Below are 24,887 nucleotides of genomic sequence, written 5' to 3' on the forward strand. Positions count from 1 at the left end.
ACTTGATGCTTGCGGTTTAACCTTATGATGGATCTACTAAGAAGAGTGGTTGATCAAACTCCACAGGTGAGGAGTCGTCTACCAATACCTTTACAATGGTACCGGATACTTCAGATTCGATGTCGTTGAACAATTTCATGGCCTCTATAACGCAAAGTACGTCACCGGCGGAAATCTTGTCACCTACCTCTACAAAGGCCGGTTTATCCGGCGATGGTTTTCTATAGAAGGTTCCAATAATAGGCGACTTGATTGTAATATATTTGGAATCGTCCCCTTTCGTGTCCACTTCCTTGGCTGGGGCCACGGGAGCCGCTGGGGCCTCTTGCTGTGCAGGAGCGGCCGTGGGTGTCACAGGTGCTTGGGCCATAGGAATGGACTGTACAAAGGTAGTCTCACCACTGCCTGGGCTACCTGTCCGTATGGTGATCTTGATGTCATCCGTCTCCAATTTTACTTCACTGGCTCCGGATTTTGCTACGAACTTGATAAGGCTTTGAATTTCTTTAATATCCATAGTTGTAAATATATGTTAGTTTGGTCTTCCAATTAATAGGCCCACTTCAAATAAATGGATCCCCATGTAAATCCGCCCCCAAAGGCGGCAAAAACTAAATTATCTCCTTTTTTTAATTTGTCCTCGTAATCGCTTAACAGCAAGGGCAGGGTTGCCGATGTTGTATTGCCATACCGTTGTATGTTCATCAATACCTTGGATTGATCCAAGCCCATTCTATTGGCCGTGGCATCAATGATCCGTTTATTGGCCTGATGCGGTACCAACCAAGATACATCGGTATCGGCGAGGTTGTTACGTTTCATGATACGCTCCGCTACATCCGCCATGTTGGAGACCGCAAATTTGAATACGGTCTTCCCGTCCTGAAATATAAAATGTTTCCTATCCCGTACCGTCTGTTCCGTGGCAGGCAACAAGGAGCCTCCCCCTTCCATGCCCAGAAACTGACGGCCAGAGCCATCGGCCCTAAGATATTCGTCCTTTAGCCCCAAACCTTCGGTATTGGGTTCGAACAACACGGCCCCGGCACCGTCCCCAAAGATGATACAGGTGGTACGATCGGTGTAATCGATAATGGAGGACATCTTATCGGCACCTATCAACAATACTTTTTTATACCTGCCGGATTCAATATACCTAGCCGCGGTGGACATTCCAAACAAAAAGCTGGAACATGCCGCCAACAAATCATAGGCAAAGGCATTTTTAGCGCCAATTTCAGAAGCTACAAAAGCTGCGGTGGATGCGACCATGCTATCTGGGGTGGCCGTTGCCACAATGACCAGATCTATTTCGGCAGGGTCCAGGTGCTGCTTTTCAAGTATTTTTTTCGCCGCTTGAATGGCCAAATAGGAAGAGCCTTCCCCTTCCTCCTTTTTTAATATACGACGTTCCTTTATTCCTGTTCTGCTAGTAATCCACTCGTCATTGGTTTCTACCATTTCTTCCAACATTTTATTGGTGAGGACAAATTGGGGAACATAGCCTCCCACAGCGGTTATGGCTGCTGTAATCTTGGTCATATTTTAATTGCTTTCGTGTGAAAAACTTTCAAAAACACGTCAAAAGTTGTGAAAATTAGTGAATTTAGTCGACTTTTTGTGTCAAAACAACCTGTTTTTGAAAAAATTCATGGCTCTAAACCAAATCAAATCTTAATTATCATGTTGTCCGTTACCGATACTTAATAGTAAGTTTTTGACTAAAAAAAACTCCCGCTTCAAATGAAGTGGGAGTTATTCCTTAGTATATTAAAAGCACATTATGCCTCTACCTCTTCGGTTTTGTCCATCAAAATCTGGCCCCTGTAATACAATTTACCTTCGTGCCAGTGGGCCCTGTGGTACAAATGCATCTCTCCAGTTGTAGAATCTGTAGCCAATGTAGGTGCAACCGCTTTGTAATGTGTTCTTCTCTTGTCTCTCCTGGTTTTGGAAGTTTTTCTTTTAGGATGTGCCATTTGTAACCTTATTTATCCGTTAATAGTTTTTTTAATTCATCCCAACGGGGATCGCTTTCATTATCGTTTTTTTTGTCCTTTGGTTGAAGTTCCTGAAGTTTTTCCAAGGCTTCCGATTTCAATGTGCCATCCGCGATACCTGGGTGTACCCTTTTCTGGGGCACGGCCAAGATTATCAGCTCGTAAATGTACTGCGCCACGTTGACCTGATGTTCCCCGTGGGGCAAAATGAGGATTTCATCATCGTTATCGTCATATTCCTCACCAAACTTTACCACCAACTCCAAATGTCCCTCAATGGTCTGATCATAGGGTTCGCTGGTCATATCGCAATCTACGTTCACGGTTCCCGTCGCCTCAAAATCAAGTTCCAGCATGGTACTCGTTTTGTTCAGTTCAACAGTTAGGTCAACAGCTACTTCATTAAATTCGTCGTAACCAAAAGATTCAAAGAACGTGTTGTCGATTTCATACTTAAAGTCGTGCTTTCCTTGTTTCAACCCTGAAAAAGGAATATTAAACTCCTTTTGCTTCATCACGTACAACTCTTAATATTAAAATCCTTGCCTTAAAAGGCGGGTGCAAAGATACTATTATTTTGATAACGGGCAATAGTTATCAACTATTTATCTACATAACTTTTGGCCGAAAAACTAACGCTCCCGCTTAATGCGCTGCTTTTTTAAAACATTTTCAGTAAGCTCCAAGTATTCCGTTCTGTTCCTGAAAATCTTGATGGCCATAAACACGGCTTCCTTGAAGGAACTATGGTCCGCCTGCCCTTTGCCTGCGATTTCATAGGCCGTACCATGATCGGGGGAAGTGCGCACCTTGCTAAGTCCCGCCGTAAAATTGACCCCCCTTCCAAAGGAAAGGGTCTTAAAAGGAATCAGTCCCTGGTCGTGATACGCGGCCAATATGGCATCAAAATTCTTGTAATTGTCAGAACCAAAGAAACTATCGGCGGAGTAGGGACCGTATATCAAATGTCCGTTATTTGTCATTTCATTGATGACAGGTCTCAATACCTCATCGTCTTCCTTTCCAATGACCCCATTATCACCACTGTGCGGATTGATGCCCAACAGTGCGATTTTAGGTTTCCGGATGCCAAAATCCATTTTTAGGGATTTCTCGATCGTATTCACCTTATCGCGAATCAATCTGGGTATGATGGCAGATGATACGTCCTTGACCGCTACATGGTCTGTCAACAATCCTATTTTAAGGTCGTCCGTTACCATGAACATCAGGCTTTCACCATCCAGTTCCTGGGCCAGATAATCCGTATGCCCTGGAAACTTAAAATCTTCGGCCTGAATGTTATTTTTATTGATCGGGGCGGTTACCAACACGTCTATATCCCCTTGCTTAAGCGAGGCAACGGCCGCTTTAAGGGATTGCAGGGCAAAATTACCCGCCTCCTTCGTCGCCTCCCCAAATTTTATTTCAGGCACCTGCTTCCAAACATTGACGATGTTCAGTTTACCGTCCACAGCTTTGGATGCCTCCTGTACGCCGTTGAAGGGTATGGAAATACCCAATGCCTTTTGCTGGCCAGAAATGGTCTTGTTGGACGCGAAAATGACGGGAGTACAAAAATCGAGCATGCGGCTGTCCTCAAAAGTCTTTAGGACCACTTCACACCCTATTCCGTTTAAATCACCGATGGATATCCCTAACTTTATGTTCCCGTTTTCCTCCATTATATCTGTATCTTTGTAAGCTATTTTAGGATTCAAAATTACTTAAATAAAACGACACATGTTCACCGGAATCATTGAAACATTAGGTACTGTCACCCAATTGGAAACCAAGGGCGGCAACTTGGATATAACGGTCTCTTCCAACATTACTTCTGAACTGCAGATAGACCAAAGCGTGGCCCACAACGGTGTGTGTTTGACCGTGGTGGCCATTTCCGGAGATACTTACAGGGTTACAGCCATTGCAGAGACTTTAAAAAAGACCAATTTGGGCGAATTAGGAATGGGTGACACGGTGAACTTGGAGCGCGCCATGATCATGGGGTCCCGGTTGGACGGCCATATCGTCCAAGGACATGTGGACCAAACTGGCGTTTGCACAAACATCCTAGAAGAAAACGGGAGTTGGATATTCTCCTTTGAATATGACCCGGCCACCGGAAACCCTACCATAGAAAAAGGCTCCATCACCATTGATGGAACAAGTCTAACGGTCGTCAATTCTAGAAAGACCACTTTTGATGTTGCCATCATACCCTACACCTATGAACATACCCGGTTCAATACTTACAAAGTGGGTACGGTGGTAAATCTTGAGTTCGATGTAATTGGGAAATACGTGGCGAAATTGATGCAGCAAGCGAAGTAGCTGGGTTTGTTAAAGAGACCTGGAAATCCCTGTTTCTCACATTAGTTTTTTACCTCATACTTGCTTAGCACCTCCAATGTTGTAAATTTGAGCGCATTCATATGGGTCGCCTCCAATATAACTTTAGGTGCTACACCGGCCTTTTCCGCCTGTATCCAGCGTGAAATGCACAAACACCACTTGTCTCCTTCTTGAAGTCCTGGGAAGTTCCATTGGGGTATTGGAGTTGACAGATCGTTACCCTTTGATTTGGTAAATTCCAGGAATTCCTCAGTCATTACAGCACATACCACGTGGGTACCAACATCTTCGCCACCTGTTTTACAAAATCCGTCCCTATAAAAACCGGTCATAGGAACAAAGCAACAGGAACATAGCTCAGTTCCCAAGACATTCTTTACTTGTTTATCCATTCGTTATAATAATCAACCAGTTGATAGGGATATTTAAACTCCTTACTGCGGATTTTTTCGACCAAGGGAGGACAATCCTGAAAAAATTGCATCAAACGTTGCCGTTTTAAGCCAAATATACCTTGGTCTGCACGTACAAGTTCTTGATTCCTCTCTCTCTTAAGATAGGCAATGTCCAACACCATTTCTTCCCCTTGCTCTTGCAATTCATACTTGTAAAGTGAAACCGGCCCTTCTGATACCACACGTAAAAATGTGGCTTTTCCATCCAAAAGAAATGACCTGTAAACAGAATCGCCTTTTCGATAGGATAGGATTTTATTTGGGGGAAAACGTTTCTTACGCCCCTTACCTCTGAATTTAATTTTATCATGTATGCCACCAAAGGGTCCTGTTCTTCGATCACTTATTTTACCATACAAGGTATCTCCTGCCTTAATGATGACATAGCCCGGACGATAATTTTCCTGTGCCATTATCTGATGGACATTGCCAAAAACAACGCATAGCAATACCATGGAGTATTTAAAGTGCCCAAGGAGTTTTATGATCATACCTTTATAAAAATCTTCCTTTGGTAGAGTACATACCCTAAAAGAGCATAAAACGCCAGTACGGTAAGTCCGTATAACAAAGAGGACATTTCAAGGGAAATGGCATCGTGGACGTAAATCTTTTGGAACAACCATCCATGAAGGGAAGTATCGCCCACTTGGATCTGTCCCATTACCTTGGCAATGAAACTGGAAAGAAAATAGATGATTATGGCATTGGCCCCCGCATACCTAAATATGCTACCGAACCTAATTTGCTTTACGTCCGTCAAATAATAGATCATGGCCAAGATCAAATTGGCCCAACCTGCCGTAACCAACACAAAACTGCTGGTCCATAAGGCTTTATTGATGGGGAAAAACAAATCCCATAAATGACCTATAATCAATAAACTTCCGCCAATACCCATTAAAATAGTGGCTTTCCTTTCCTGTTTCGAAACCAGGATCAGCCCGGTGAAAATTCCCAACAAGGAGCTGGCAATGGAGGGAATGGTACTCAAGAGCCCCTCTGGATCGTAATCTGGCTTATAGTTGTGTGTACCAAAAACCTGTACGTCCAGCCAATTGGCAAAATTGTTTGGCGCACGCTCCAAAGTAGAGGCCACACCTTCAACGGGTATCAAGATCATCATCAACCAATAGCCGATTAATAGTGCAATGGCAATACCCACTAAAGTTTTCCATTTAAAATTGATGAACAGAATGGAAGCGAAAAAGAAGACTACGCCAATACGCTGAAGTACACCGGGAAAACGGATGTTCTCCCATGCCTTGAAAAACGGAAATTTGATCAAAAAGGCACCAAGAAATAATCCCAGTCCAATTAGTTTTAAGGTCCGAACGATGATTTTCTTGTACGTATTGGAATTAACTTCCTTGTTTTTATACGAAAAAACAATAGAGGTCCCTACGATAAACAGAAAGAAAGGAAATACCAAATCGGTTGGGGTATAGCCGTGCCATTCGGCATGCAAAAATGGTGCATATACATTGGACCACGTTCCTGGGGTATTCACCAAGACCATCAATAAAATAGTTGCTCCCCTAAAAATATCGACCGAAAGAATTCTATTTTTCATTTTTCCGGTTTAAAGGATATTATCTTTCATCCTATTCCATGCCTTTATCAAAAGGAAGCCAGTAACCAAGGCAACTCCCGTTAAGATGAGGGCACTGGTGGTCCTGCCATAGATCCAATAACCGGTGGCGAACATAATCGAATAGATTAAGGCGATGCCCAACAACATAGCGGTAACACCTTGCGGAACGCTCCATTTTTCACCAGCTTTCACTATTTCCACATTTTCCGCTTCGGATTTGGCAACCACTTTCTTCCAACCTGGTCCGCCCGGTTGTATTTTCTTGTAAAAAGACCGTAAGGTGGCATCGGACTCAGGAGGCGTCAAAAAGGTGACCAAAAGCCAGATAGCGGTGGTGACAACTACTATAAAAGGGTAGTTGGCCCACTCTGGGAATATACCTGTTTCAGGTGCGAAAAACATTTCGCCCAAACTGGTTTTCGCCAACAAAATGACCAAAATCCCAGAGGCGAACATGGCGGTAATCTCACTCCATGCATTGATACGCCACCAAAACCATCGAAGGATAAAAACGAGCCCCGTTCCTGCACCAAACTGAATCAAAAGATCGAACACTTCAAAAGCGTTTTGAAGGGTCAATGCAAAAAGGGCACTTACTACCATTAAGATTACCGTAGAAATTCTTCCAACGGCCACCATTTGCTTTTCGGTAGCATCGGGGTTTATCTGTCGTTTGTAAAAGTCAAAAACGATATAAGAGGAACCCCAATTCAACTGTGTGGAAATGGTACTCATATAGGCCGCGATCAAGGAGGCCAAAACCACTCCCAAAAGACCGCTTGGCAGTTTGGTCAGCATAGCGGAATAGGCCAGGTCATGGCCCAGCTTGCTTTCGTCCATGTTGGGAAATGCCTCCGCAATACTGGCAATATCGGGGTATACCACCAAGGAAGCCAAGGCCACCAAAATCCAGGGCCAAGGGCGCAAGGCATAGTGCATGATATTAAAAAAGAAAGTGGCCCCAATGGCATGGTTTTCATCCTTGGCCGCCAACATTCTTTGGGCAATGTACCCACCACCACCTGGTTCAGCACCAGGATACCAAGAACTCCACCATTGCACGGCAATGGGTATTATGAACAAGGTAATTAGGACTTGGGTATTATCAAAATCCGGTAGGATATTTAGCTTGCTTACCACATTCTCGTTCTCCAATAATGCAGCTACCCCTCCAACCTCTGGAATGTTCACCAAATAATAGGCCGCTCCAATAGCACCGGACATGGCCACAAAAAACAGGAGAAAATCGGTATAAACCACACCCTTAAATCCTCCAAGGGCACTGAATATTACGGTAATCAAGCCTGCGCCCACAACGGTTTCCCAAGGTTCCAGTCCTAGCATGATACCGCCAATCTTTATGGCCGCCAAGGTCACGGAAGCCATAGTGATGATATTGAACAGCGCGCCAAGATAGATGGCCCTGAACTTTCGCAAAAAACTTGCAGGTTTCCCGCCATACCGCATTTCATAAAATTCCAAATCCGTATTTACATTGGATTTACGCCATAATTTGGCATACACAAAAACCGTAAGCATTCCCGTAATCAGGAAACACCACCAGACCCAGTTTCCCGAAACACCGTTGGTACGGACGATGTCCGTAACCAGGTTTGGGGTATCGGTTGAAAAGGTCGTGGCTACCATAGACAAACCAAGTAACCACCAGGGCATGGTGCGCCCAGAAAGAAAAAACTCCGAGGAATCCTTTCCTGATTTCTTTGAAACATAAATTCCTATTCCTAAAACGATTGAGAAAAAGACCACTATAAAACTGTAGTCGAGGGTGCTTAATTCCATAGTTTGGTTGTTAGTTAGCTACTAAAGATAAAATAATTTAAGATACTTTTGTGATTTGCCCGATAAACCATGGAAATCTCTTTAACGTCTTGGATTTTGGCCACGTTGGCCGCCTTCGTGATCGGAATGTCCAAGGCAGGAATAAAGGGGATTGCGGTTATCAACGTGACTTTCATGGCTTTGGCCTTTGGTGCCAAGGAGTCCACGGGTATGGTAGTTCCACTTCTCATTTTGGCAGATATTTTTGCCGTTATCTATTACAACCGACATACACAGTGGAATTATGTTTTTAAAGTATTGCCTTGGATGGTCTTTGGATTGGTCATTGGGGTTTTTGTTGGTAAAGATCTTCCAGAGTCACTATTTAGGATAGGGATGGCCATCATTATAATTATCACGGTTTTTATGATGTATTGGTGGGACCGAAAAAAGGAAAAAACCGTACCCACACATTGGGCATTTTCCAGCTCCATAGGTACACTTGCGGGGATTACAACCATGGTGGGAAATTTAGCGGGAGCCTTTTCCAATATTTACTTTTTGGCGATGCGCCTGCCTAAAAATCATTTTATAGGAACGGCAGCTTGGTTGTTTTTGATCGTCAATGTTTTAAAGTTGCCCTTTCACTTTTTTGTCTGGAAAACCATCACGTGGGAATCCCTGATACTTAATGTAAAACTATTGCCCGGCATATTTCTGGGTTTCTTTGTTGGGATTCGCATTATTAAATTAATCAATGAGGAATTTTTCCGTAAAATGATCTTGGTGCTTACCGCACTAGGGGCACTCTTAATTATGGTGGGATAGAATATAGAAAATCCAATTATAAAATTCCAAAAACCAATTTAATGTTCGGGTATTACTAATGATGCGTTAAAATTTTTAATATCCGAATAGTGGATTATTTTAAAAGCTCCCCTCTTCAGACGAAGAGGGGTGGCCCGCTTGCGGGACGGGGAGATTGACCCGGCCCAAAATTTGATAACTATCCCTGTGCCTTTGGTCCTATCATTGTGGTCGGTGCTTTCTAACCCTCCGCCGCGACTTAGGTCGCGCCACCTCCCTTTATCAAAAGGAAGGAGCCCATAATCCTACCCAAAATCAAACGGAAAAACTAAAAACAAGAGACAATTACCTTATATTCAATAATTCCAAAAATTAACGCATCATCAATAGTTCGGATATAAAAAAGCCTGTCGAAATATCGACAGGCCTTTACTCGATGATCGAGATTTATATGCTCTGACGCTTGCGTCGAAATAAAACTTGAATTTCCTTTCAATGCCTCGTGGGTTTGCCCCGAGGTTGTTTACTGTTAATTTTTATGGTGTTGCCTATTCTGATGCGCCCTCGTACAAAGCGTTGAAAATAAGCTTATAGGTGCCCCTGGGTTGTGCCCGGAATTGGGGCCTGAATGCAAACAAAATAACATTGCCGTCACCATAGCCCACTTTAACCATGGCCGGTTTTTTAGCGATGTATTTTTCCTCGCCCATGGCCCAACCGCTCATCAACAGGTTCTTGGATGCATATGTCGCTATTACCTCAACATTTGGTGCGGGGGCATCGGCAATTTTTTCCTCGCCACCTTCTCCTTTTTTACTTTGCTTGTCTATGGTAAACGCCCTGCTTTTATTGAAGGAAACGGACACCGTATCCTTCATTCCGAATGCCAAGGGGTGTTTGGTGTCTATGCCCGTTTTAATCAAAGAACCGGGAATAAAAAAATCCTTACTGTCCGCACCTGCGGTAGCGTCCTTCAGCGGTAATCCAAACTGTTCGATGACATAATTGCTCGCTTCGTCAAAAGCCAACAAGGTGCCTCCGTTCTTAACGTATTTACTAAGAGCGACCGTACCTTCCAGTCCAATGCCGCCGGTAAATTTTTGGGGCATTTCCAAATTGGAGTGGCCGTGTAATATAGCACTTGGCCTCTGCGAAGGGATGATCAGGGCATCGTATTTGGATAGGTCGGCTGTTTGGATATCCCTATCGTGTAAGGTATCCATTTCAAACGCATATTCATCCATGACAAATCGTGTCCAACCCTCATCCATGTTGGCCACCCATGATTTGTAGAGTCCAACTTTAGGTAGGTGGATTTTTGTCAATCCGATTTCCGGTTTTTCAGAAATCCCTATAACTTCCAGACCGTACTTTGCAGCCATTTCATCAACCGATACAGTTCCTCCCGATACAATGTAGGACCCTGCCGGCAAAGTTGCTTTGCCAAGCTTCAATTCTTCCTTCGTCTTATAGGCCGTTCCTCCAGCCTTCAATATTTTGTTGGTGGCCACAACAGAGGCATTGCTGTTTGCACTGAACGCAAAACCAAAGGAACCCTTGCCATCTACGTCACCCTCCTTGTAGGTTGCCCTATCGGCTACTTTTTCCGTGGAAGCTTCAAAAGAATCCTTGATTTTGTCGACGGTCACGCCCATTTGCATGGGCAATGTCCAACCTGCCAAATCGTATGGGGTGTCCGGTGGTCCACCTGGATATTGGAAGCGGGTAGGATAGTTTTGCTTTTCCATCAAATCCAACAAATAAGGCCTAAAGGCCTGTCCCCCGTAAATTATGTAAGACCCCTTTTCATATTTCGTATCGCCAATGGTAAAACTTTTGGTAGCCCTTTCGATTTCAATCCCACCTTTAAGCAGGATGTTCACCAAATTGACTGCTTCAAAATGATCCCATTGGTCAGTTCCAATGACATAGGCAAAGGGTCCTTCTGTCTTGGACTTTTCAATAGCGGAAGCACCCATTTTGTAGATATTGTACAGGTAGTTGCTTTTTCTGTCCGCAGCAAGGTCCAAGGTCGCCCAAGTGGCCGTCAACATATAATCCACAGCGTCCCTAAAGTGGGATTCCCCACCTTTCCAAGGGTCTGGATACATGATGTCCGTGCCATCGGTAGGGGTTGTTCCCGCCACGGTTTTGGGTAATTTTTCCGGGTCATAAAACCTAGGGGTAGGGATGGTATGGCCGGTTTCCGTTAAAATACCGATCATATTGTGATAATAAGGAACGGTTCTGCCTCCACCGTTCCAGAACATCGTGTAGAAATTATCTGCAATGGCACCTGGCATGTTTTCCAAGGAGAAACGTTTTGACATGGCCGAACCCACTTCACTTACCCCTGCGGTTACGGCAGGATGGATCTTTGGGTTTACCGGGTCCGCATAGGGCGGAATGGAAATCTTCGTCCATGAAGGGGAAGATTGGTGGTGGTTGTACACAATCTGTGGATACCATTCATTATATAGGATTTTGGTCACATTATAGGTTTCCGGCATGGTGTTCATGAACCAATCCCTATTATTGTCGTGACCCATATAATAATGATATAGAATGGGAGGACGTGAGGTTTCATAAGGTGTACCCATGTTCTTTCTATACCAATCCACAACAATATCCAATCCATCTGGATTCATTACGGGCATTAAAATGGTGATGACATTCTCCCTGATTTTTTTCATTTCCGTAGTTTCGGAGGTAGCCAAGGTATAAGCCAGCTCCGAGGTCATTTGACCATGGGCCAATTCCGTGGAATGCATGCCCCCGTCAACCCAAACAACCGCTTTGCCTGCTTCCGATAACTGCATGGCCTCCTGTTCCGATACTTTGACACGTGCCAATTTCTCACTTATATCCTTCCATTTGTCCAATTGGGAAAGGTTTTCTTCACTGGATATGAATAGGATGTACATTTTTCTGCCCAGCACCGTGGTGCCTATTTCCTTCATTTGAACCCTATTGGAGGCAGCGGCCAATTTTCCCAGATAATCCTCTATTTGGGCATAATCCGCCAGTTTATAATCATCCCCAACCCGAAACCCATAAACATCTTTAGGGGAGGGAACATTTTGGGCCATGCTTTGGGAAATGCATGACATAAAGAGTACAATGGTCATTAAGATACCTTTGTAAACACAAGTTTTTGAAGTCATTTTTTGAATTAGTTTGATTTTGAGTCAGGAATTTAAGCAATCCTTATGAAGAATTAAAGAAGAATACCCAATCAGTATCTTTTTAAAGTGTCCTTTTTACAAGTTGACATATTAGGCCCTGCCTTTTTATGAAAAAGAAAACCCGGGTTAAATGGGGTCACCTGAGTTTTTTTAAAGAACATTGTAAACGATGTTAAACTTTGTTCGCACCGGGCTGAGGAATTCCATAGGAGCCATCAGCTTTTGACCTCGCCGGTGGTGGTGTGTCCCACGTCATTTCATTTGGAACTATATTATTGGCGGATTTTATGGCATCCTCCCAACAGGTTTACCTTGGCAATAAATAATAGACTCCCGTTAAGGCAGTAAACCATTTGTGAAATTCTTAGTCCCTACTATTTTTTCGAACCAATTCTAGCGGCGCCGATATTGAAAAGGCAGGCGTATAGCTTACAAGACACTATCGCTGTATGATTTGTTCGGTAACAAATGTTACTGCACAGCTTGAATCCCCGATCTAATTTTGTCCCAAATCTTAAAATAGATGAAATACAAAATAGTATATATCATTCTTTTCACCTTCTCATACGGGATAGGCCAAAATACCTCGCCCATTACCAAAGAAGAAGTTTTGACAAAAGTGAGGGAGGGTAACAATGCCCTAAAAATTGCGGCTCAAGATGCCCTTGCGGCCAAAGGTGACTACCTGCAGACCAATGCGGTTCTTTTGCCCAATATAAGTGTATCACATACCGGAATTGCCACCACAAACCCGTTGATGGCCTTCGGTTCAAAATTGAATCAGCAAATACTAACGGCTGCGGATTTTAACCCCAACCTCTTGAACGACCCTAGGCAAATTGAAGATTATGCCACCAGGATAGACGTGCAACAACCCTTGATAAACTTGGACGGATTGTTTCAAAGAAAGGCGGCCAAGGCCAAGTGGACGGCTACCGAACTGCAATCCGAGCGAACCCAGGACTATATGGTTCTAGAGGTAGAAAAAGCCTACATGCAACTGCAACTTGCCTATAAAACAGTAGAAGTCCTAGAAATAGCGAAGGAAACCGCTTTGGAAAACCAACGGATTGCAGAAAACAGCTTTGCCCAAGGATATTTACAGAAATCGGACGTATTGGCCGTACAGGTACGGGTAACAGAATTGGACAACCAACTACAATATGCCCAAAGCAACATCCTAAATGCAAGCAACTATTTGTCCGTTCTCATGAACGAAACAGATACTAGGGTTCTGATGCCCACGGACTCCCTATCCGTATCCTACTCGGATATCGATGTTGTAGCGCTTTCTGAAAACCGTAAGGATATTTTGGCCATGGATTCCGCTACCGAAGCATATCGACAAATGCATAAGGCAGACCAGATGTCCTTCCTTCCTCGTTTGAATGCCTTTGGTACGTACGAAATGCATGACGACGAAGTGTTCCAAGGGGAGGCCGACGGCTATTTGTTCGGGGCGGAACTTAAATGGAACCTTTTTGAAGGAAGCAAGCGTTTTGGTAAATCCCAAAAAAGTAAGGCGGAATATGACAAGGCCAAATTGCAATTGGAACAGTACAAATCTGAAAGTGCCTTGGAGCTCAAAAGGGCAAAACGGAACCTGGAAAATGCTAGGAACAAATTGAAACTTACCAAGCTGGCCTTGGAGCAGTCCAAAGAATCGCTTCGGATACGTATGAACCGTTTTGAACAGGGCCTGGAAAAAACAACGGACCTATTAATGGCCGAAACCCAATATTCCCAAAAAACTCTGGAATACTATATGACCATTTTTGAACACAACTATGCCCTGGCATATGTTCAGTTCCTGACCAAAGAATAGGGCCCCTCTCCCCCAAAGGAGGAATGAATAAAATAACATAAACGATTAATTATAGTTTCAAATGAAAAACAGAAGATACATACAGGCCATAGTTTTAATGATGACCTTGCTATTGGCCAGTTGCGGTAACGACAAAAAAACAATGGCCGTCAACGATGGTCCCGCTATTGCGGTAACTACCAGTACCGTATCCCAAAACAGCGATAGCTCCTTTCTTAGTGTTAGTGGCAAGGTTGAAGCGGCCAAGAGTACCAACATCAGTACCCGAATGATGGGCTATGTGGACAAAATTTACGTAGAGGTAGGCGATAAGATATCAAACGGGCAACAATTGTTGAGCGTAAACAATGCGGACGTATCGGCCAAATTGGCACAAGTGAATGCCGGTATTGCCGAGGCAACCGCCGCTTTTACCAATGCCGAAAAGGACTATAACCGTTTTACGGCCCTTTTTAAGGAGAACAGTGCCTCCCAAAAGGAACTGGATGATATTACAGCCCATTATACAATGGCGAAGGCCCGGTTGGAGTCGGCCAAACAAATGAAGAACGAGGTCAACGCGCAAATGGGCTATGCCAACATTCGCGCTCCCTTTAGCGGCGTGGTGACCAATAAATTTATCAATGCCGGGGATATGGCAAACCCTGGGATGCCCTTATTGGAAGTAGAAGCCCCTGGCTCCTATCAGGTATTGGCCATGGTACCGGAATCCGAGATTTCCGAAATAAAAAATGATACCCACGTAACCGTCCTGATTAAGTCCTTGGAGAAAAATGTTCAAGGGACCGTGACCGAGGTAAGTACCTCCTCTAAAAACACGGGAGGCCAGTATATGGTGAAGGTGGTTTTGGAAAAAACGGACATCCCGATGCTATCCGGAATGTATGCCACGGTACAGTTCCCCGTATCCAAAAAGGCATCAAAGGCGGCAGTTATGGTTCCTATCGATGCACTGGTGCAGAACGGTAGTCTCACTGGCATCTATACCGTAAGCGAAAGCAATACCGCCTTGTTGCGATGGTTGCGATTGGGAAGGACTTTGGGTGACAAGGTAGAGGTACTCTCCGGCCTTGCACACGATGAGGAGTATATTGTTTCTTCCGAAGGAAAACTGTACAACGGAGCAAAACTGGCCATACAATAAAAGGAAACGCGTTAGGGATTGCAGTGGTTACCCCGCACCTGCCTTGGCAGGGAGGAGTATTAACGAAAAGCCCGCCCGAACGCCCCACTTATAAAAAATAAAAATGAAGGAAGGTTTAGCTGGCAAGATTGCCAAACTATTTATAGGCAGTAAGTTAACGGTGCTCCTGATGATCGTGTTCATGGTCATTGGGGTATATAGCTCCTTTTTGATCCCCAGGGAGGAGGAACCACAGATCGATGTGCCCATGGCCGATATTTTTGTGGGCTACCCAGGGGCCAGTCCCACGGAGGTGGAGTCCAGGGTGATAAAGCCCTTGGAGCAACTGATCAGCAACATTAAAGGCGTGGAATATGTGTATTCCACGTCCATGAAGGAGCAGGGCATGGTCATCGTGCAGTTCTATGTGGGCGAGGATATTGAGCGCTCCTTTGTAAAGCTCTACAACGAGATCAATAAGCACATGGACCAAATGCCACAGGGAGTTACCTTTCCCTTGGTAAAGACCCGCGCCATTGATGACGTACCCATGTTGGGGTTGACCCTTTGGAGCGAGAACTATAGCGGCTATCAACTGGGGCAAATGGCCCAAGAGCTGGAAGCGGAAATCAAAAAAGTGAACGATGTGGCGGTTACCCATAAGATCGGGGGGCAAAACCGACAGTTACGGGTCGTTCTGGACAAGGACAAATTGGCCGCCAGTGGCTTGGATTTTCTAGGTGTTTCTGAAATGATCAAGGCGAATAACTCCCAATTGAACTCCGGTAGTTTTGATAAAAACGATACCGAGTTTCTGGTACAAACCGGGAAGTTTTTGGAGACCGTCACCGATGTGGAAAATTTGGTCGTGGGCGTACAGCAAAATAGGCCAATCTACCTAAAACAGGTGGGGGAGATTATCGACGGTCCGGAAATACCCCAGAATTATGTGAGTCTGGGATTTGGCCAGGCCAGTGAAAATGCATCGGAATATACCTCTGAATATCCTGCCGTTACGGTTTCCGTAGCAAAGAGAAAGGGCGCGGATGCCATGAAAATAGCGGAGGTAATCATCGATAAAGTGGACCATTTAAGAACTACCTTGATCCCGGACGATGTACATGTGGAAGTCACCCGTAACTACGGCGAAACGGCCTCGCATAAGGTATCGGAATTATTGCTGCACCTCATAGGGTCCATCATTGCGGTGACCTTTGTGGTCATGCTGGCCATGGGATGGCGTGGAGGTTTGGTGGTTTTTCTATCCGTGCCAATTACCTTCGCCTTGACCTTGTTGAGCTATTACATGCTGGATTATACCTTGAACCGAATTACTCTGTTCGCCTTGGTTTTTGTTACCGGTATCGTGGTGGACGATTCCATTATCATTGCCGAGAACATGCACCGCCACTTCAAGATGAAAAGGCTTCCTTTTAAACAGGCCGCGCTCTATGCAATAAACGAAGTGGGCAACCCTACCATTTTGGCAACCTTCACCGTGATCGCATCCGTATTGCCCATGGCGTTTGTATCTGGTTTGATGGGGCCCTACATGGCTCCAATGCCCATTGGTGCATCCATTGCTATGATCTTGTCGCTCTTTGTGGCCTTGACCATTACCCCGTATTTAGGATATATCTTCCTACGGGAAAAGGACAAAAAAGAAACCGTGGAGAAAGAGGAAAAACCGTTGGAGGACACTTTGATCTATAAGTTCTATGACAAGTTTGAGCGTCCGTTGATAGAGAACAAGGGGAAACGTTGGATGTTCCTTGGTCTGACCTTCCTACTGCTCATGGGTTCCATGGTATTGTTCTTTACGAAATCCGTAGCGGTAAAAATGTTGCCTTTTGACAACAAAAATGAATTTCAGGTGGTCATCGATATGCCAGAAGGCACCACCTTGGAACGTACCGGAGTCGTTGCCCAGGAAATTTCCCAATACCTGGCCACAAGGCCGGAAGTGGTAAACTACCAAAATTACGTAGGTACCTCGGCACCCATTACGTTCAACGGCCTGGTAAGGCATTATGACTTGCGTGGCGGTAGTAATATGGCGGATATTCAGGTAAACCTCATTGACAAGGGCGAGCGAAGTGCACAAAGCCATGATATAGCAAAATTGCTTCGGCCTGAAATCCAGCGTATCGCCTCAAAATACAAGGCCAATGTAAAGGTTGTGGAGGTACCTCCAGGGCCGCCGGTACTTTCAACCATTGTAGCCGAAGTTTATGGCCCTGATTACGATACGCAAATGGAAATTGCGGACAATGTTCAGGATATCCTCAAAAATACCCAGGATGTGGTGGATATCGACTGGATGGTAGAAGCGGACCAAACTGAATATCAGTTCACCATTGATAGGGAAAAGGCCATGTTATACGGTGTGGCTCCCCAGCAGATCGCTTACACCATGAATATGGCCTTGGGCAATAGGCCCATTGCCAATCTGTACGATGAAAATGCCATACAGCAAGTGGGATTGGTTTTGGCTTTGGACGAAAAGGAAAAATCGACCGTGACGGATATTGCCCAATTGAAGGTGAAATCCAATCAAGGAATTATGGTTCCCATTTCAGATTTAGTTGACATACAACCCGTCACCAGTGCCAAGAGTATTTACAGAAAGAACCAAAAACGTGTGGTATACGTCATGGCGGATATGGCAGGGGAATTGGAGAGTCCGGCCTATGCCATTTTGGGTATGGAAGAGAAGTTGAATGAAATACCGTTGCCAAAGGGCTATAGTATCAATGAAATGTACCTGGGCCAACCGGAGTATGAAGACGATTACACGGTGAAGTGGGACGGCGAATGGCAGATTACCTTGGAAGTTTTCCGTGATTTGGGCATTGCCTTTATGGGCGCCATTATCCTTATCTATATATTGATCGTGGGATGGTTCCAAAACTTCAAGGCACCCGTGGTCATGATGGTGGCCATTCCATTGTCCTTGATCGGAATTATTTTAGGACACTGGCTGATGGGCGCTTTCTTTACGGCCACCTCCTTTATTGGAATGATTGCCTTGGCGGGTATCATGGTTCGAAACTCGGTCTTGCTGATTGATTTTATAAACCTACGTTTGGCCGAAGGAGTACCCTTAAAGCAGGCGGCGATAGAAGCCGGTGTCGTGCGAACTACACCAATACTTTTAACGGCAGGAACTGTGGTCATCGGGGCCTTTGTCATCCTTTTTGACCCTATCTTCCAAGGACTGGCCATTTCGTTGATGGGAGGTACCATTGTATCCACCATATTGACCTTATTGGTAGTTCCTTTGGTTTATTATATAATCGAAAAGAAGAATTATCCAGAAAACCCCCTAACCCCGGAAGGGGAAACAAAGGAAGATGAGGTTAACACTATTTGATTTAAAGGGATTGGATAGTGCCTCAACTTCGAATACTAGCAATACCATGTAGCCGTTTTTAATTGGTTATAGGAAGCTGAAATGAAAACAATTGGACTTGAACTTGAAATTTGAACTTGAACTTGAACTTGAATTTTAACCGTATGAAACTATTGATCGTTACTGTTGTAGAGGAGTTTGACAAGGACATCCTTGCCCTATTCAAAAAGGCCAAAATCGATAGCTATAGCGGCTCCGACATCGACGGCTACAAGAATATTGCCCCCATGGTGCGAACCGCCAGTTGGTTCCCCAGCGAAAAAGGCGGTGTGGAGTCTAGCCTTTTCTTCTCCTTTACGGAGGATGAAAATATTGACATGCTCTTTGGACTTATTAAGGAATTCAACAAAACCTTGGAAACCAGTAACCCGATCAAAGCAGTAGTGGTTCCCATTGAAAAATCAATTTAAACCTAAATCCAAAAATTATGATTAACAGATATATTCGCGCCATTGCCGGTACTTTTATCATTATTAGTGTACTATTGGCCATGTACGTAAACATCAACTGGTTGTGGTTTACCGTTTTTGTGGGTGCCAACTTATTGCAATCCTCCTTTACCAAGTGGTGTCTAATGGAGGGTATCCTACGGAAATTAGGGGTCAAGGATGCCGATAAGGGTTGTGAGGCTTGATTCAAATAGTTGTCAACTAACTTTTTGTACTCATTAAAAGCTCCCCTCCCTGAGTAGGGAGGGGAGTAGCGCGATTGCGGAACGGGTTGGGTCGTACAGAATTATTTCCATCCGAAACAAATAAGAGCATTTTTTAGTAGCTTGTAGGAAGAAAATCGAACACCATGAAACCGACCTTTTCCCTACTATTATGCACCCTTTTAATACTTGGCTGTAAAGAGGAACAAACAACAAAAGCTCCCAAACCACAAAAACCCAATATCATCTATATCCTTGCCGATGACCTAGGGTATGGTGAACTAGGGGTTTATGGGCAGGAAAAGATAGAGACCCCAAACATTGATGCCCTGGCCCAAAGTGGGATGTTATTTACCCAACACTATACCAGTGCCCCTGTCTGTGCCCCGGCCCGTTACATGCTGTTGACCGGCAAACATTCGGGGCATGCTTACATCCGCGGAAATGATGAGTGGGGCGACCGTGGCGATGTTTGGAATTACAAAGCTATGGCCAAGGATTCTACCTTGGAAGGGCAACGGCCCATTCCCTCCAATACCGTTTTACTTCCCCAAAAACTGAAGGAACAGGGATATACCACAGGAATGGTAGGGAAATGGGGACTGGGCGCACCACATACGGAATCTATCCCAACCAAAATGGGGTTCGACTTTTTCTATGGTTACAATTGCCAGCGGCAGGCACATACCTACTATCCCCTCCATCTTTACCACAATGAAAACCGGGTACATTTACAGAACGATACCATTGCACCTTCCACCACCTTTCCTGAAGGAACAGACCCGAACGACCCGGCAAGTTATGCCGATTATACCCTTAATGACTACGCTCCTGATTTGATGTTCGGCCAAATGATCAACTTTATTTCCGAGCAACAAAAAGACCCGTTCTTTTTCTATTGGGCCACACCCATACCCCACAATGCGATACAGGCACCTCAACGTTGGGTAGATTATTATAAAGAAAAGTTTGGCCCGGAAGAACCCTATTTGGGAGACAAGGGTTACTTTCCCCATCAAAATCCGCACGCAGGGTATGCTGCCATGATTTCCTATTTGGATGAGAATGTGGGCAAACTTGTGGAACACCTTAAGAAGAAAGGTTTGTATGAAAACACTTTGATTGTTTTTAGTTCCGATAATGGGGTAACCTTTACCGGAGGTACGGATGGTGAATTTTTCAATAGCTCCGGACCTTTTGGGGAGGAACGTGGTAAAGGCAAGGGGTTTGTGTATGAAGGCGGAATTCGGGTTCCCATGATTGCAAGTTGGCCCGGCCATATTGCGCCCGGCTCCAAAACGGACCATATATCGGCACAGTATGATGTAATGGCCACCTTGTCAGATTTAATCGGCTATGAAAAACCTTCGGACATGGATGGTATCAGCTTTTTACCCACCTTGTTACAGGAAGAAGGACAAGAGCAGCATGAATTTCTTTTTTGGGAATTCCCGGAATATGGGGGTCAGGTTGCCATTCGGATGGGCGATTGGAAATTGGTGCGTCAGCATTTAAAGGATGCCGAAAGTCCCACTTTGGAACTTTATAATTTGGGGGCAGACGCTGCCGAAACCGAAAATGTCGCCGCCCAGCACCCCGAAATTTTGGAACGGGCCGCTACTATTTTTGCCGCTGAGCATATGGATGCAGAAACCGAGCGGTTTCGGATTCCCTCGATTGAGAAGGGCTTGTTGGGCAACTGATCATATAAGTACGGTCCAGAACCTTTCATACTTGGAAATAGATAAAGTATGCTGCCCAATTCTTGTTAAGGATTTTATAAATAGCGTATTTCACCTAAAAAACAACCCTTTTTACCGATGGCGATAACTCCATTGGGCTATGTGGACGTAACTATTAAGAACCGTGTTCATAAAGACCATTAGCTAGGTCAACGTTCTTTTTATAATTCATAATTCTTTTAAGATGAAAGCAAAACAGATATTGTCCATCCTTACCATTCTAACCATCTGTTTGTCTACCAAGGCCCAAGAAAAAGTGCACTGTATCTATGATGATTGTGGTTTTGAACCCGGGCAAACCGTGTACCTTTTTGGCGACCAGGTACAACTACGGGAAGCGCCAACCACCAATTCCAAAGTGCTCAAAACCCTTTCCATAGGTTCGCCTTTGGTTATCCAAGAAAAACATGAAAATTCTTGGCCCTACAAAGGCGTTGACCACCCATTTTACAAGGTAACCTATAAGGGCGTAACGGGCTATGTGCTTGGCGGACTCATTTCCTTGGAAAAAAAAGTAATCAATGATGTTGTACATCTTTTTGGGCGGAGCAAAGCGGGCGATGAGGATTATCTTTTGATACGTTCGTTGAAGGACGATGGCAGTTTTACCGAAAAATCAACACGGTTGGCCAATGGACAGTTCTATTTGAGTGCTTTGGGAAGCAAGGGCCTACCGAATGTTGAGGGAGTTCTTTTTGTAGATTATCTAGCGGAAGCCTGCGGTGTGGAAGGCGGTGGTATTTACCTTTTTCAACAAGAAGGCGCCCTGCACCAAGTTGCCCGACTCTCCCAAGTGTCCGATGCAGGAGTCTATTATTTCTGGGAAGAATTTATCTTCCCCGATGACGCTCATGGCATACCCGGAAAGATTCGTTATAAGAAGGAAATGGGTGAAAACCTTGATGAATCCGCCCATTGGAAAAAGACTAGCAAAGAGACCAAAATACTGGTTTGGAACGACTATGGTTTGGAACTGGCACAGCGTTAAAATGAAAACACTTATAGTAAACCTGCTACAGAAAGTAGCAGGTTTTTTGTTTTGACAAATTATAGATGATGCGTTAATTTTTGGAATTATTAAATATAAGGTAATTGTCTCTTGTTTTTAGTTTTTCCGTTTGATTTTGGGTAGGATTATTGGCTCCTCCCTTTTGATAAAGGGAGGTGGCGCGACCTAAGTCGTGCCGGAGGGTTAGAAAGCACGAACCACAATGACAGGTCCAAAGGTACAGGGATAGTTCCCAAAATTTTAGGTCAGGTCAATCTCCGCGTCCCGCAAGCGGGCCACCCCTCTTCGTCTGAAGAGGGGTGCTGTTAAAATAATCCACTATTCGATTATTAAAAGTTTTAACGCATCATTAGTATTGACACATTTAGTCTATAAGCTTTCTACATTTAAGGGTTTTCTTTCTGAGATGCAAAAAGTATCCAACTCCGACCCTCCCCGTTTCACTAAAGTGAAACACCCCTCACTACTCAGGGAGGTGAGCTTTTTTTAATACTAATGTTACCGGACAACAGATAAAATAGTTATTAGGGAAAAACCGGCCTATTTTAGGATAGGTAGTAAATCGGGGAGGACTTGGAGATGGCCCTTTGGAAATCGCCCAAAAAGTATTCCGATGCAATCGGAAACGGCCTGGGCGATGCGGACCAAGGACTTACTCGATTTCAAGTATCCTAAAATCAGCCTAGCCTTTTTGGATACTTTTTCGGCGATGGAAAAAGTATCAAAAAACTATCCTCCCGTTTCACCTCCGTGAAACAACACTTCCCAGAAAGAAAAGGTGGCTTTTTTGGATTTCTCGTCACTCTTATTGCCATTAGGATTCTGTCGAAATGACTAAACAAACACAGCAAGTCATTTCGAACTGAATGTAATGAATGTGAGAAATCTATAGAAACAAGCCATTCATTATCCTCTTAAAAGCTACGCCCTAATTCTTTGAAAATTAATCAGTAGTTTTAACTAGTATCATTCTTCGCCCGACATATGATTTCAAAACACGCTTTATTTCTACGAAGTTCCTTTGGATTTCTGATTGTATTCTTTTCATTAATGTGCTTTTCCTGCAAAGAACATCCTAAGGAGGATAAAGACCCTAAAAAAGAACTCCTCACGGCATTGGAAGCTTCATTGGATACCCTTTCCAACGTTTGGTACCCAAAGTCCATTGATAGTATATACGGTGGTTTCTGGTCGGACTTTGATTATAAATGGGATAAGGTTGGAAAGCAAAACAAAATGTTGGTGAGTCAGGCACGGCATGTTTGGACCGCCTCCACCTTGGCAAGGTTTTATAATGATGCCAAATATCAGCAAATCGCCAAACACGGATATCATTTCTTACGAGATCACATGTGGGATTCTGAGTACGGTGGTTTCCATACCCTGTTGGGTTTAGAAGGGGATTCCCTGAAGCTATTATCGACAGGGAAAAGCGCCTATGGGAATTCTTTCGCTATTTACGGACTGGCCACCTATTATAAGGTCTCGAAGGATACCACGGCTTTGAATTTGGCCAAAAAAACCTTTCATTGGTTGGAGGAACATGCCCATGATCTGGAATATGGAGGCTATTTTGATGTGTTGCAAATGGACGGTTCCTGGATGTTGGATGTTACCAAAAATGACCGCGACTATGACAATTATATCCGGAAGGACTGGAAAGATCAAAACTCGTCCATACATCTATTGGAGAGTTTTACCGCCTTATATGAGGTATGGCCCGATGCCTTAGTTAAGGAACGATTGGAGGAACTTTTGGTCCTGATTAGGGATACCATCACCACGGAAAAAGGCTACCTGACCCTACACTTGCAACGGGACTGGACACCCGTATCCTATAAAGATTCTACGGAAAACATTCGCAATGAAAACTTCTTCTTGGACCATGTCTCCTTCGGGCATGATGTGGAAACCGCATTTTTACTCTTGGAAGCATCACATGTGCTGGGCAAGAAAAACGATACCCTTACAATGAGGAAGACAAAAACCATGGTGGACCATGCCTTGGATTGGGGCTGGGACACCTCAAAAGGTGGGTTTTATGAAGGAGGTTACTATTGGGATGAAACCAATACTAGAACTATTGAAGATAACAGGAAGGTATGGTGGACGCAAGCAGAATGTCTGAACACGCTGTTGCTCATGACCAAACTGTATCCCGAAGAACCCCAATATTCCGAGTTTTTTGAGAATCAGTGGCACTATATTAACACGTATCTGATTGACCATACCCATAACGGTTGGTTTGACGCTGGTTTGGATACGAGCCCGGAAGCGGAAAAAAGGGCCAAGGCCCAGATTTGGAAGGTAAACTATCACAATGTCAGATCGTTGATGAACGTCATAAAAATGATGAAGGGAGAATTTGAATTGACCAATTCCCACCCATAAGTGCTTTTGGAATCCTTAAAGTTTCCAGCTACCGGTCAAAAGGCTTTTCTTTTTTTGCTAAATTAACGGAAACTAAAGGATTATGGCTAGCTATTCACTTAAGATTAACGGAACCTCACATGAGGTCGATGTGGCCCAAGGCACTTCGTTGCTCTGGGTATTACGGGAACACGTGGGACTTACGGGTACCAAATATAGTTGTGGTATCGCGCAATGTGGTAGTTGCACCATCCATTTGGATGGTAATCCGGTTAGGGCCTGTGTCCTTCAAGTGGACAATGTGGCCAACGGACAAGAAATCAAGACCATAGAAGGTCTTTCGGAAAAAGGCGACCATCCTTTACAACAAGCATGGATAGAAGCGCAAGCACCTCAATGTGGCTACTGCCAATCGGGGCAAATCATGCAAGCGGCCGCACTATTGGAAAAAAATCCGAATCCGTCACGAGAAGAAATCAAAAGTCATATGAACGGGGTACTTTGCCGCTGTGGCACCTATTTACGCATCCTAGAGGCCATAGAAATGGCCAAGGAAAAAACCAATACAACTTCCTAAGG

General features: G+C 44.3%; 22 protein-coding genes. 12 read left to right on the top strand and 10 right to left on the bottom strand.

Going from position 1 to position 24,887, the window contains the following annotated elements; all coding sequences use genetic code 11:
- Positions 1-22 precede the first annotated feature (22 nt).
- The 5 genes from accB to pdxA form a co-directional block, all read right to left on the bottom strand.
- Positions 23-517 carry an acetyl-CoA carboxylase biotin carboxyl carrier protein gene (gene accB, locus BFP75_RS01095; protein WP_099542827.1) on the bottom strand — a complete coding sequence of 165 codons (495 nt, stop codon included), beginning with the start codon at positions 515-517 and terminating at the stop codon, positions 23-25.
- A gap of 32 nt (positions 518-549) precedes the next feature.
- A complete protein-coding gene (locus BFP75_RS01100; RefSeq protein ID WP_099542828.1) occupies positions 550-1,542 on the bottom strand; it encodes a beta-ketoacyl-ACP synthase III in 993 nt (330 codons plus the stop codon).
- Positions 1,543-1,781: 239 nt separating this feature from the next.
- A complete protein-coding gene (rpmF, locus tag BFP75_RS01105) occupies positions 1,782-1,979 on the bottom strand; it encodes a 50S ribosomal protein L32 (RefSeq protein WP_099542829.1) in 198 nt (65 codons plus the stop codon).
- A gap of 8 nt (positions 1,980-1,987) precedes the next feature.
- The gene (locus BFP75_RS01110) at positions 1,988-2,515 is read right to left on the bottom strand and encodes a YceD family protein (protein ID WP_099542830.1); all 528 of its coding nucleotides are present in this window, start codon (positions 2,513-2,515) and stop codon (positions 1,988-1,990) included.
- A gap of 117 nt (positions 2,516-2,632) precedes the next feature.
- On the bottom strand, positions 2,633-3,685 hold the full coding sequence (gene pdxA, locus BFP75_RS01115; RefSeq protein ID WP_099542831.1) for a 4-hydroxythreonine-4-phosphate dehydrogenase PdxA: 1,053 nt from the start codon (positions 3,683-3,685) through the stop codon (positions 2,633-2,635).
- A gap of 58 nt (positions 3,686-3,743) precedes the next feature.
- On the opposite strand from pdxA, the gene BFP75_RS01120 reads away from it, so the two are divergent.
- Positions 3,744-4,334: a riboflavin synthase gene (locus BFP75_RS01120; protein WP_099542832.1), complete on the top strand. Its 591-nt coding sequence runs from the start codon at positions 3,744-3,746 to the stop codon at positions 4,332-4,334.
- Positions 4,335-4,375: 41 nt separating this feature from the next.
- Here BFP75_RS01120 and BFP75_RS01125 read toward each other — a convergent pair whose 3' ends face one another.
- Genes BFP75_RS01125 through BFP75_RS01140 form a run of 4 tightly spaced genes read right to left on the bottom strand, consistent with a single transcriptional unit; the run spans position 4,376 to position 8,204 of the window.
- On the bottom strand, positions 4,376-4,747 hold the full coding sequence (locus BFP75_RS01125) for a DUF2237 family protein (protein WP_099542833.1): 372 nt from the start codon (positions 4,745-4,747) through the stop codon (positions 4,376-4,378).
- Positions 4,732-5,301, bottom strand: a complete 570-nt coding sequence (locus BFP75_RS01130; protein ID WP_099542834.1) for a hypothetical protein — start codon at positions 5,299-5,301, stop codon at positions 4,732-4,734. Before BFP75_RS01130 ends, BFP75_RS01125 begins: the two co-directional genes overlap by 16 nt.
- A complete protein-coding gene (locus BFP75_RS01135; protein ID WP_099542835.1) occupies positions 5,298-6,383 on the bottom strand; it encodes an acyltransferase family protein in 1,086 nt (361 codons plus the stop codon). Before BFP75_RS01135 ends, BFP75_RS01130 begins: the two co-directional genes overlap by 4 nt.
- A 9-nt stretch (positions 6,384-6,392) precedes the next feature.
- The gene (locus tag BFP75_RS01140; RefSeq protein WP_099542836.1) at positions 6,393-8,204 is read right to left on the bottom strand and encodes a sodium:solute symporter family protein; all 1,812 of its coding nucleotides are present in this window, start codon (positions 8,202-8,204) and stop codon (positions 6,393-6,395) included.
- 69 nt (positions 8,205-8,273) lie between these two features.
- On the opposite strand from BFP75_RS01140, the gene BFP75_RS01145 reads away from it, so the two are divergent.
- Positions 8,274-9,011, top strand: coding sequence for a sulfite exporter TauE/SafE family protein (locus BFP75_RS01145; RefSeq protein ID WP_099542837.1), 738 nt, complete (start codon positions 8,274-8,276; stop codon positions 9,009-9,011).
- A gap of 527 nt (positions 9,012-9,538) precedes the next feature.
- Here BFP75_RS01145 and BFP75_RS01150 read toward each other — a convergent pair.
- Positions 9,539-12,118 carry a M14 metallopeptidase family protein gene (locus BFP75_RS01150; RefSeq protein WP_240531657.1) on the bottom strand — a complete coding sequence of 860 codons (2,580 nt, stop codon included), beginning with the start codon at positions 12,116-12,118 and terminating at the stop codon, positions 9,539-9,541.
- A 580-nt stretch (positions 12,119-12,698) separates the two neighbouring features.
- Between BFP75_RS01150 and BFP75_RS01155 the strand changes: the two genes are divergently transcribed.
- From BFP75_RS01155 to BFP75_RS01195, 10 genes are all read left to right on the top strand, one after another.
- Complete coding sequence (locus tag BFP75_RS01155) at positions 12,699-14,000, top strand: TolC family protein (RefSeq protein WP_099542839.1); 1,302 nt, start codon at positions 12,699-12,701, stop codon at positions 13,998-14,000.
- 61 nt (positions 14,001-14,061) lie between these two features.
- Positions 14,062-15,144, top strand: a complete 1,083-nt coding sequence (locus tag BFP75_RS01160) for an efflux RND transporter periplasmic adaptor subunit (protein WP_099542840.1) — start codon at positions 14,062-14,064, stop codon at positions 15,142-15,144.
- A 103-nt stretch (positions 15,145-15,247) separates the two neighbouring features.
- The gene (locus BFP75_RS01165; RefSeq protein WP_099542841.1) at positions 15,248-18,496 is read left to right on the top strand and encodes an efflux RND transporter permease subunit; all 3,249 of its coding nucleotides are present in this window, start codon (positions 15,248-15,250) and stop codon (positions 18,494-18,496) included.
- Positions 18,497-18,639: 143 nt separating this feature from the next.
- Positions 18,640-18,945, top strand: a complete 306-nt coding sequence (locus BFP75_RS01170) for a hypothetical protein (protein ID WP_099542842.1) — start codon at positions 18,640-18,642, stop codon at positions 18,943-18,945.
- A gap of 17 nt (positions 18,946-18,962) precedes the next feature.
- Complete coding sequence (locus BFP75_RS01175) at positions 18,963-19,169, top strand: DUF2892 domain-containing protein (protein ID WP_099542843.1); 207 nt, start codon at positions 18,963-18,965, stop codon at positions 19,167-19,169.
- A gap of 164 nt (positions 19,170-19,333) precedes the next feature.
- A complete protein-coding gene (locus BFP75_RS01180) occupies positions 19,334-20,890 on the top strand; it encodes an arylsulfatase (protein WP_099542844.1) in 1,557 nt (518 codons plus the stop codon).
- A gap of 223 nt (positions 20,891-21,113) precedes the next feature.
- Positions 21,114-21,917 carry an SH3 domain-containing protein gene (locus BFP75_RS01185; protein WP_099542845.1) on the top strand — a complete coding sequence of 268 codons (804 nt, stop codon included), beginning with the start codon at positions 21,114-21,116 and terminating at the stop codon, positions 21,915-21,917.
- Positions 21,918-22,551: 634 nt separating this feature from the next.
- Complete coding sequence (locus BFP75_RS21635) at positions 22,552-22,692, top strand: hypothetical protein (RefSeq protein WP_158657116.1); 141 nt, start codon at positions 22,552-22,554, stop codon at positions 22,690-22,692.
- Positions 22,693-22,988: 296 nt separating this feature from the next.
- Positions 22,989-24,329 carry an AGE family epimerase/isomerase gene (locus tag BFP75_RS01190; RefSeq protein ID WP_099542846.1) on the top strand — a complete coding sequence of 447 codons (1,341 nt, stop codon included), beginning with the start codon at positions 22,989-22,991 and terminating at the stop codon, positions 24,327-24,329.
- Between the two features lie 82 nt (positions 24,330-24,411).
- Complete coding sequence (locus tag BFP75_RS01195; protein ID WP_099542847.1) at positions 24,412-24,885, top strand: (2Fe-2S)-binding protein; 474 nt, start codon at positions 24,412-24,414, stop codon at positions 24,883-24,885.
- Positions 24,886-24,887 lie beyond the last annotated feature (2 nt).

Source organism: Maribacter sp. 4G9 (assembly GCF_002742265.1).
Lineage (GTDB): Bacteria > Bacteroidota > Bacteroidia > Flavobacteriales > Flavobacteriaceae > Maribacter.

Bases quoted from the DNA above. Each gene is read 5' to 3' on its own strand.
- accB (WP_099542827.1), bottom strand. From the start codon at position 517: ATGGATATTAAAGAAATTCAAAGCCTTATCAAGTTCGTAGCAAAATCC.
- BFP75_RS01100 (WP_099542828.1), bottom strand. From the start codon at position 1,542: ATGACCAAGATTACAGCAGCCATAACCGCTGTGGGAGGCTATGTTCCC.
- rpmF (WP_099542829.1), bottom strand. From the start codon at position 1,979: ATGGCACATCCTAAAAGAAAAACTTCCAAAACCAGGAGAGACAAGAGA.
- BFP75_RS01110 (WP_099542830.1), bottom strand. From the start codon at position 2,515: ATGAAGCAAAAGGAGTTTAATATTCCTTTTTCAGGGTTGAAACAAGGA.
- pdxA (WP_099542831.1), bottom strand. From the start codon at position 3,685: ATGGAGGAAAACGGGAACATAAAGTTAGGGATATCCATCGGTGATTTA.
- BFP75_RS01120 (WP_099542832.1), top strand. From the start codon at position 3,744: ATGTTCACCGGAATCATTGAAACATTAGGTACTGTCACCCAATTGGAA.
- BFP75_RS01125 (WP_099542833.1), bottom strand. From the start codon at position 4,747: ATGGATAAACAAGTAAAGAATGTCTTGGGAACTGAGCTATGTTCCTGT.
- BFP75_RS01130 (WP_099542834.1), bottom strand. From the start codon at position 5,301: ATGATCATAAAACTCCTTGGGCACTTTAAATACTCCATGGTATTGCTA.
- BFP75_RS01135 (WP_099542835.1), bottom strand. From the start codon at position 6,383: ATGAAAAATAGAATTCTTTCGGTCGATATTTTTAGGGGAGCAACTATT.
- BFP75_RS01140 (WP_099542836.1), bottom strand. From the start codon at position 8,204: ATGGAATTAAGCACCCTCGACTACAGTTTTATAGTGGTCTTTTTCTCA.
- BFP75_RS01145 (WP_099542837.1), top strand. From the start codon at position 8,274: ATGGAAATCTCTTTAACGTCTTGGATTTTGGCCACGTTGGCCGCCTTC.
- BFP75_RS01150 (WP_240531657.1), bottom strand. From the start codon at position 12,118: ATGACCATTGTACTCTTTATGTCATGCATTTCCCAAAGCATGGCCCAA.
- BFP75_RS01155 (WP_099542839.1), top strand. From the start codon at position 12,699: ATGAAATACAAAATAGTATATATCATTCTTTTCACCTTCTCATACGGG.
- BFP75_RS01160 (WP_099542840.1), top strand. From the start codon at position 14,062: ATGAAAAACAGAAGATACATACAGGCCATAGTTTTAATGATGACCTTG.
- BFP75_RS01165 (WP_099542841.1), top strand. From the start codon at position 15,248: ATGAAGGAAGGTTTAGCTGGCAAGATTGCCAAACTATTTATAGGCAGT.
- BFP75_RS01170 (WP_099542842.1), top strand. From the start codon at position 18,640: ATGAAACTATTGATCGTTACTGTTGTAGAGGAGTTTGACAAGGACATC.
- BFP75_RS01175 (WP_099542843.1), top strand. From the start codon at position 18,963: ATGATTAACAGATATATTCGCGCCATTGCCGGTACTTTTATCATTATT.
- BFP75_RS01180 (WP_099542844.1), top strand. From the start codon at position 19,334: ATGAAACCGACCTTTTCCCTACTATTATGCACCCTTTTAATACTTGGC.
- BFP75_RS01185 (WP_099542845.1), top strand. From the start codon at position 21,114: ATGAAAGCAAAACAGATATTGTCCATCCTTACCATTCTAACCATCTGT.
- BFP75_RS21635 (WP_158657116.1), top strand. From the start codon at position 22,552: ATGCAATCGGAAACGGCCTGGGCGATGCGGACCAAGGACTTACTCGAT.
- BFP75_RS01190 (WP_099542846.1), top strand. From the start codon at position 22,989: ATGTGCTTTTCCTGCAAAGAACATCCTAAGGAGGATAAAGACCCTAAA.
- BFP75_RS01195 (WP_099542847.1), top strand. From the start codon at position 24,412: ATGGCTAGCTATTCACTTAAGATTAACGGAACCTCACATGAGGTCGAT.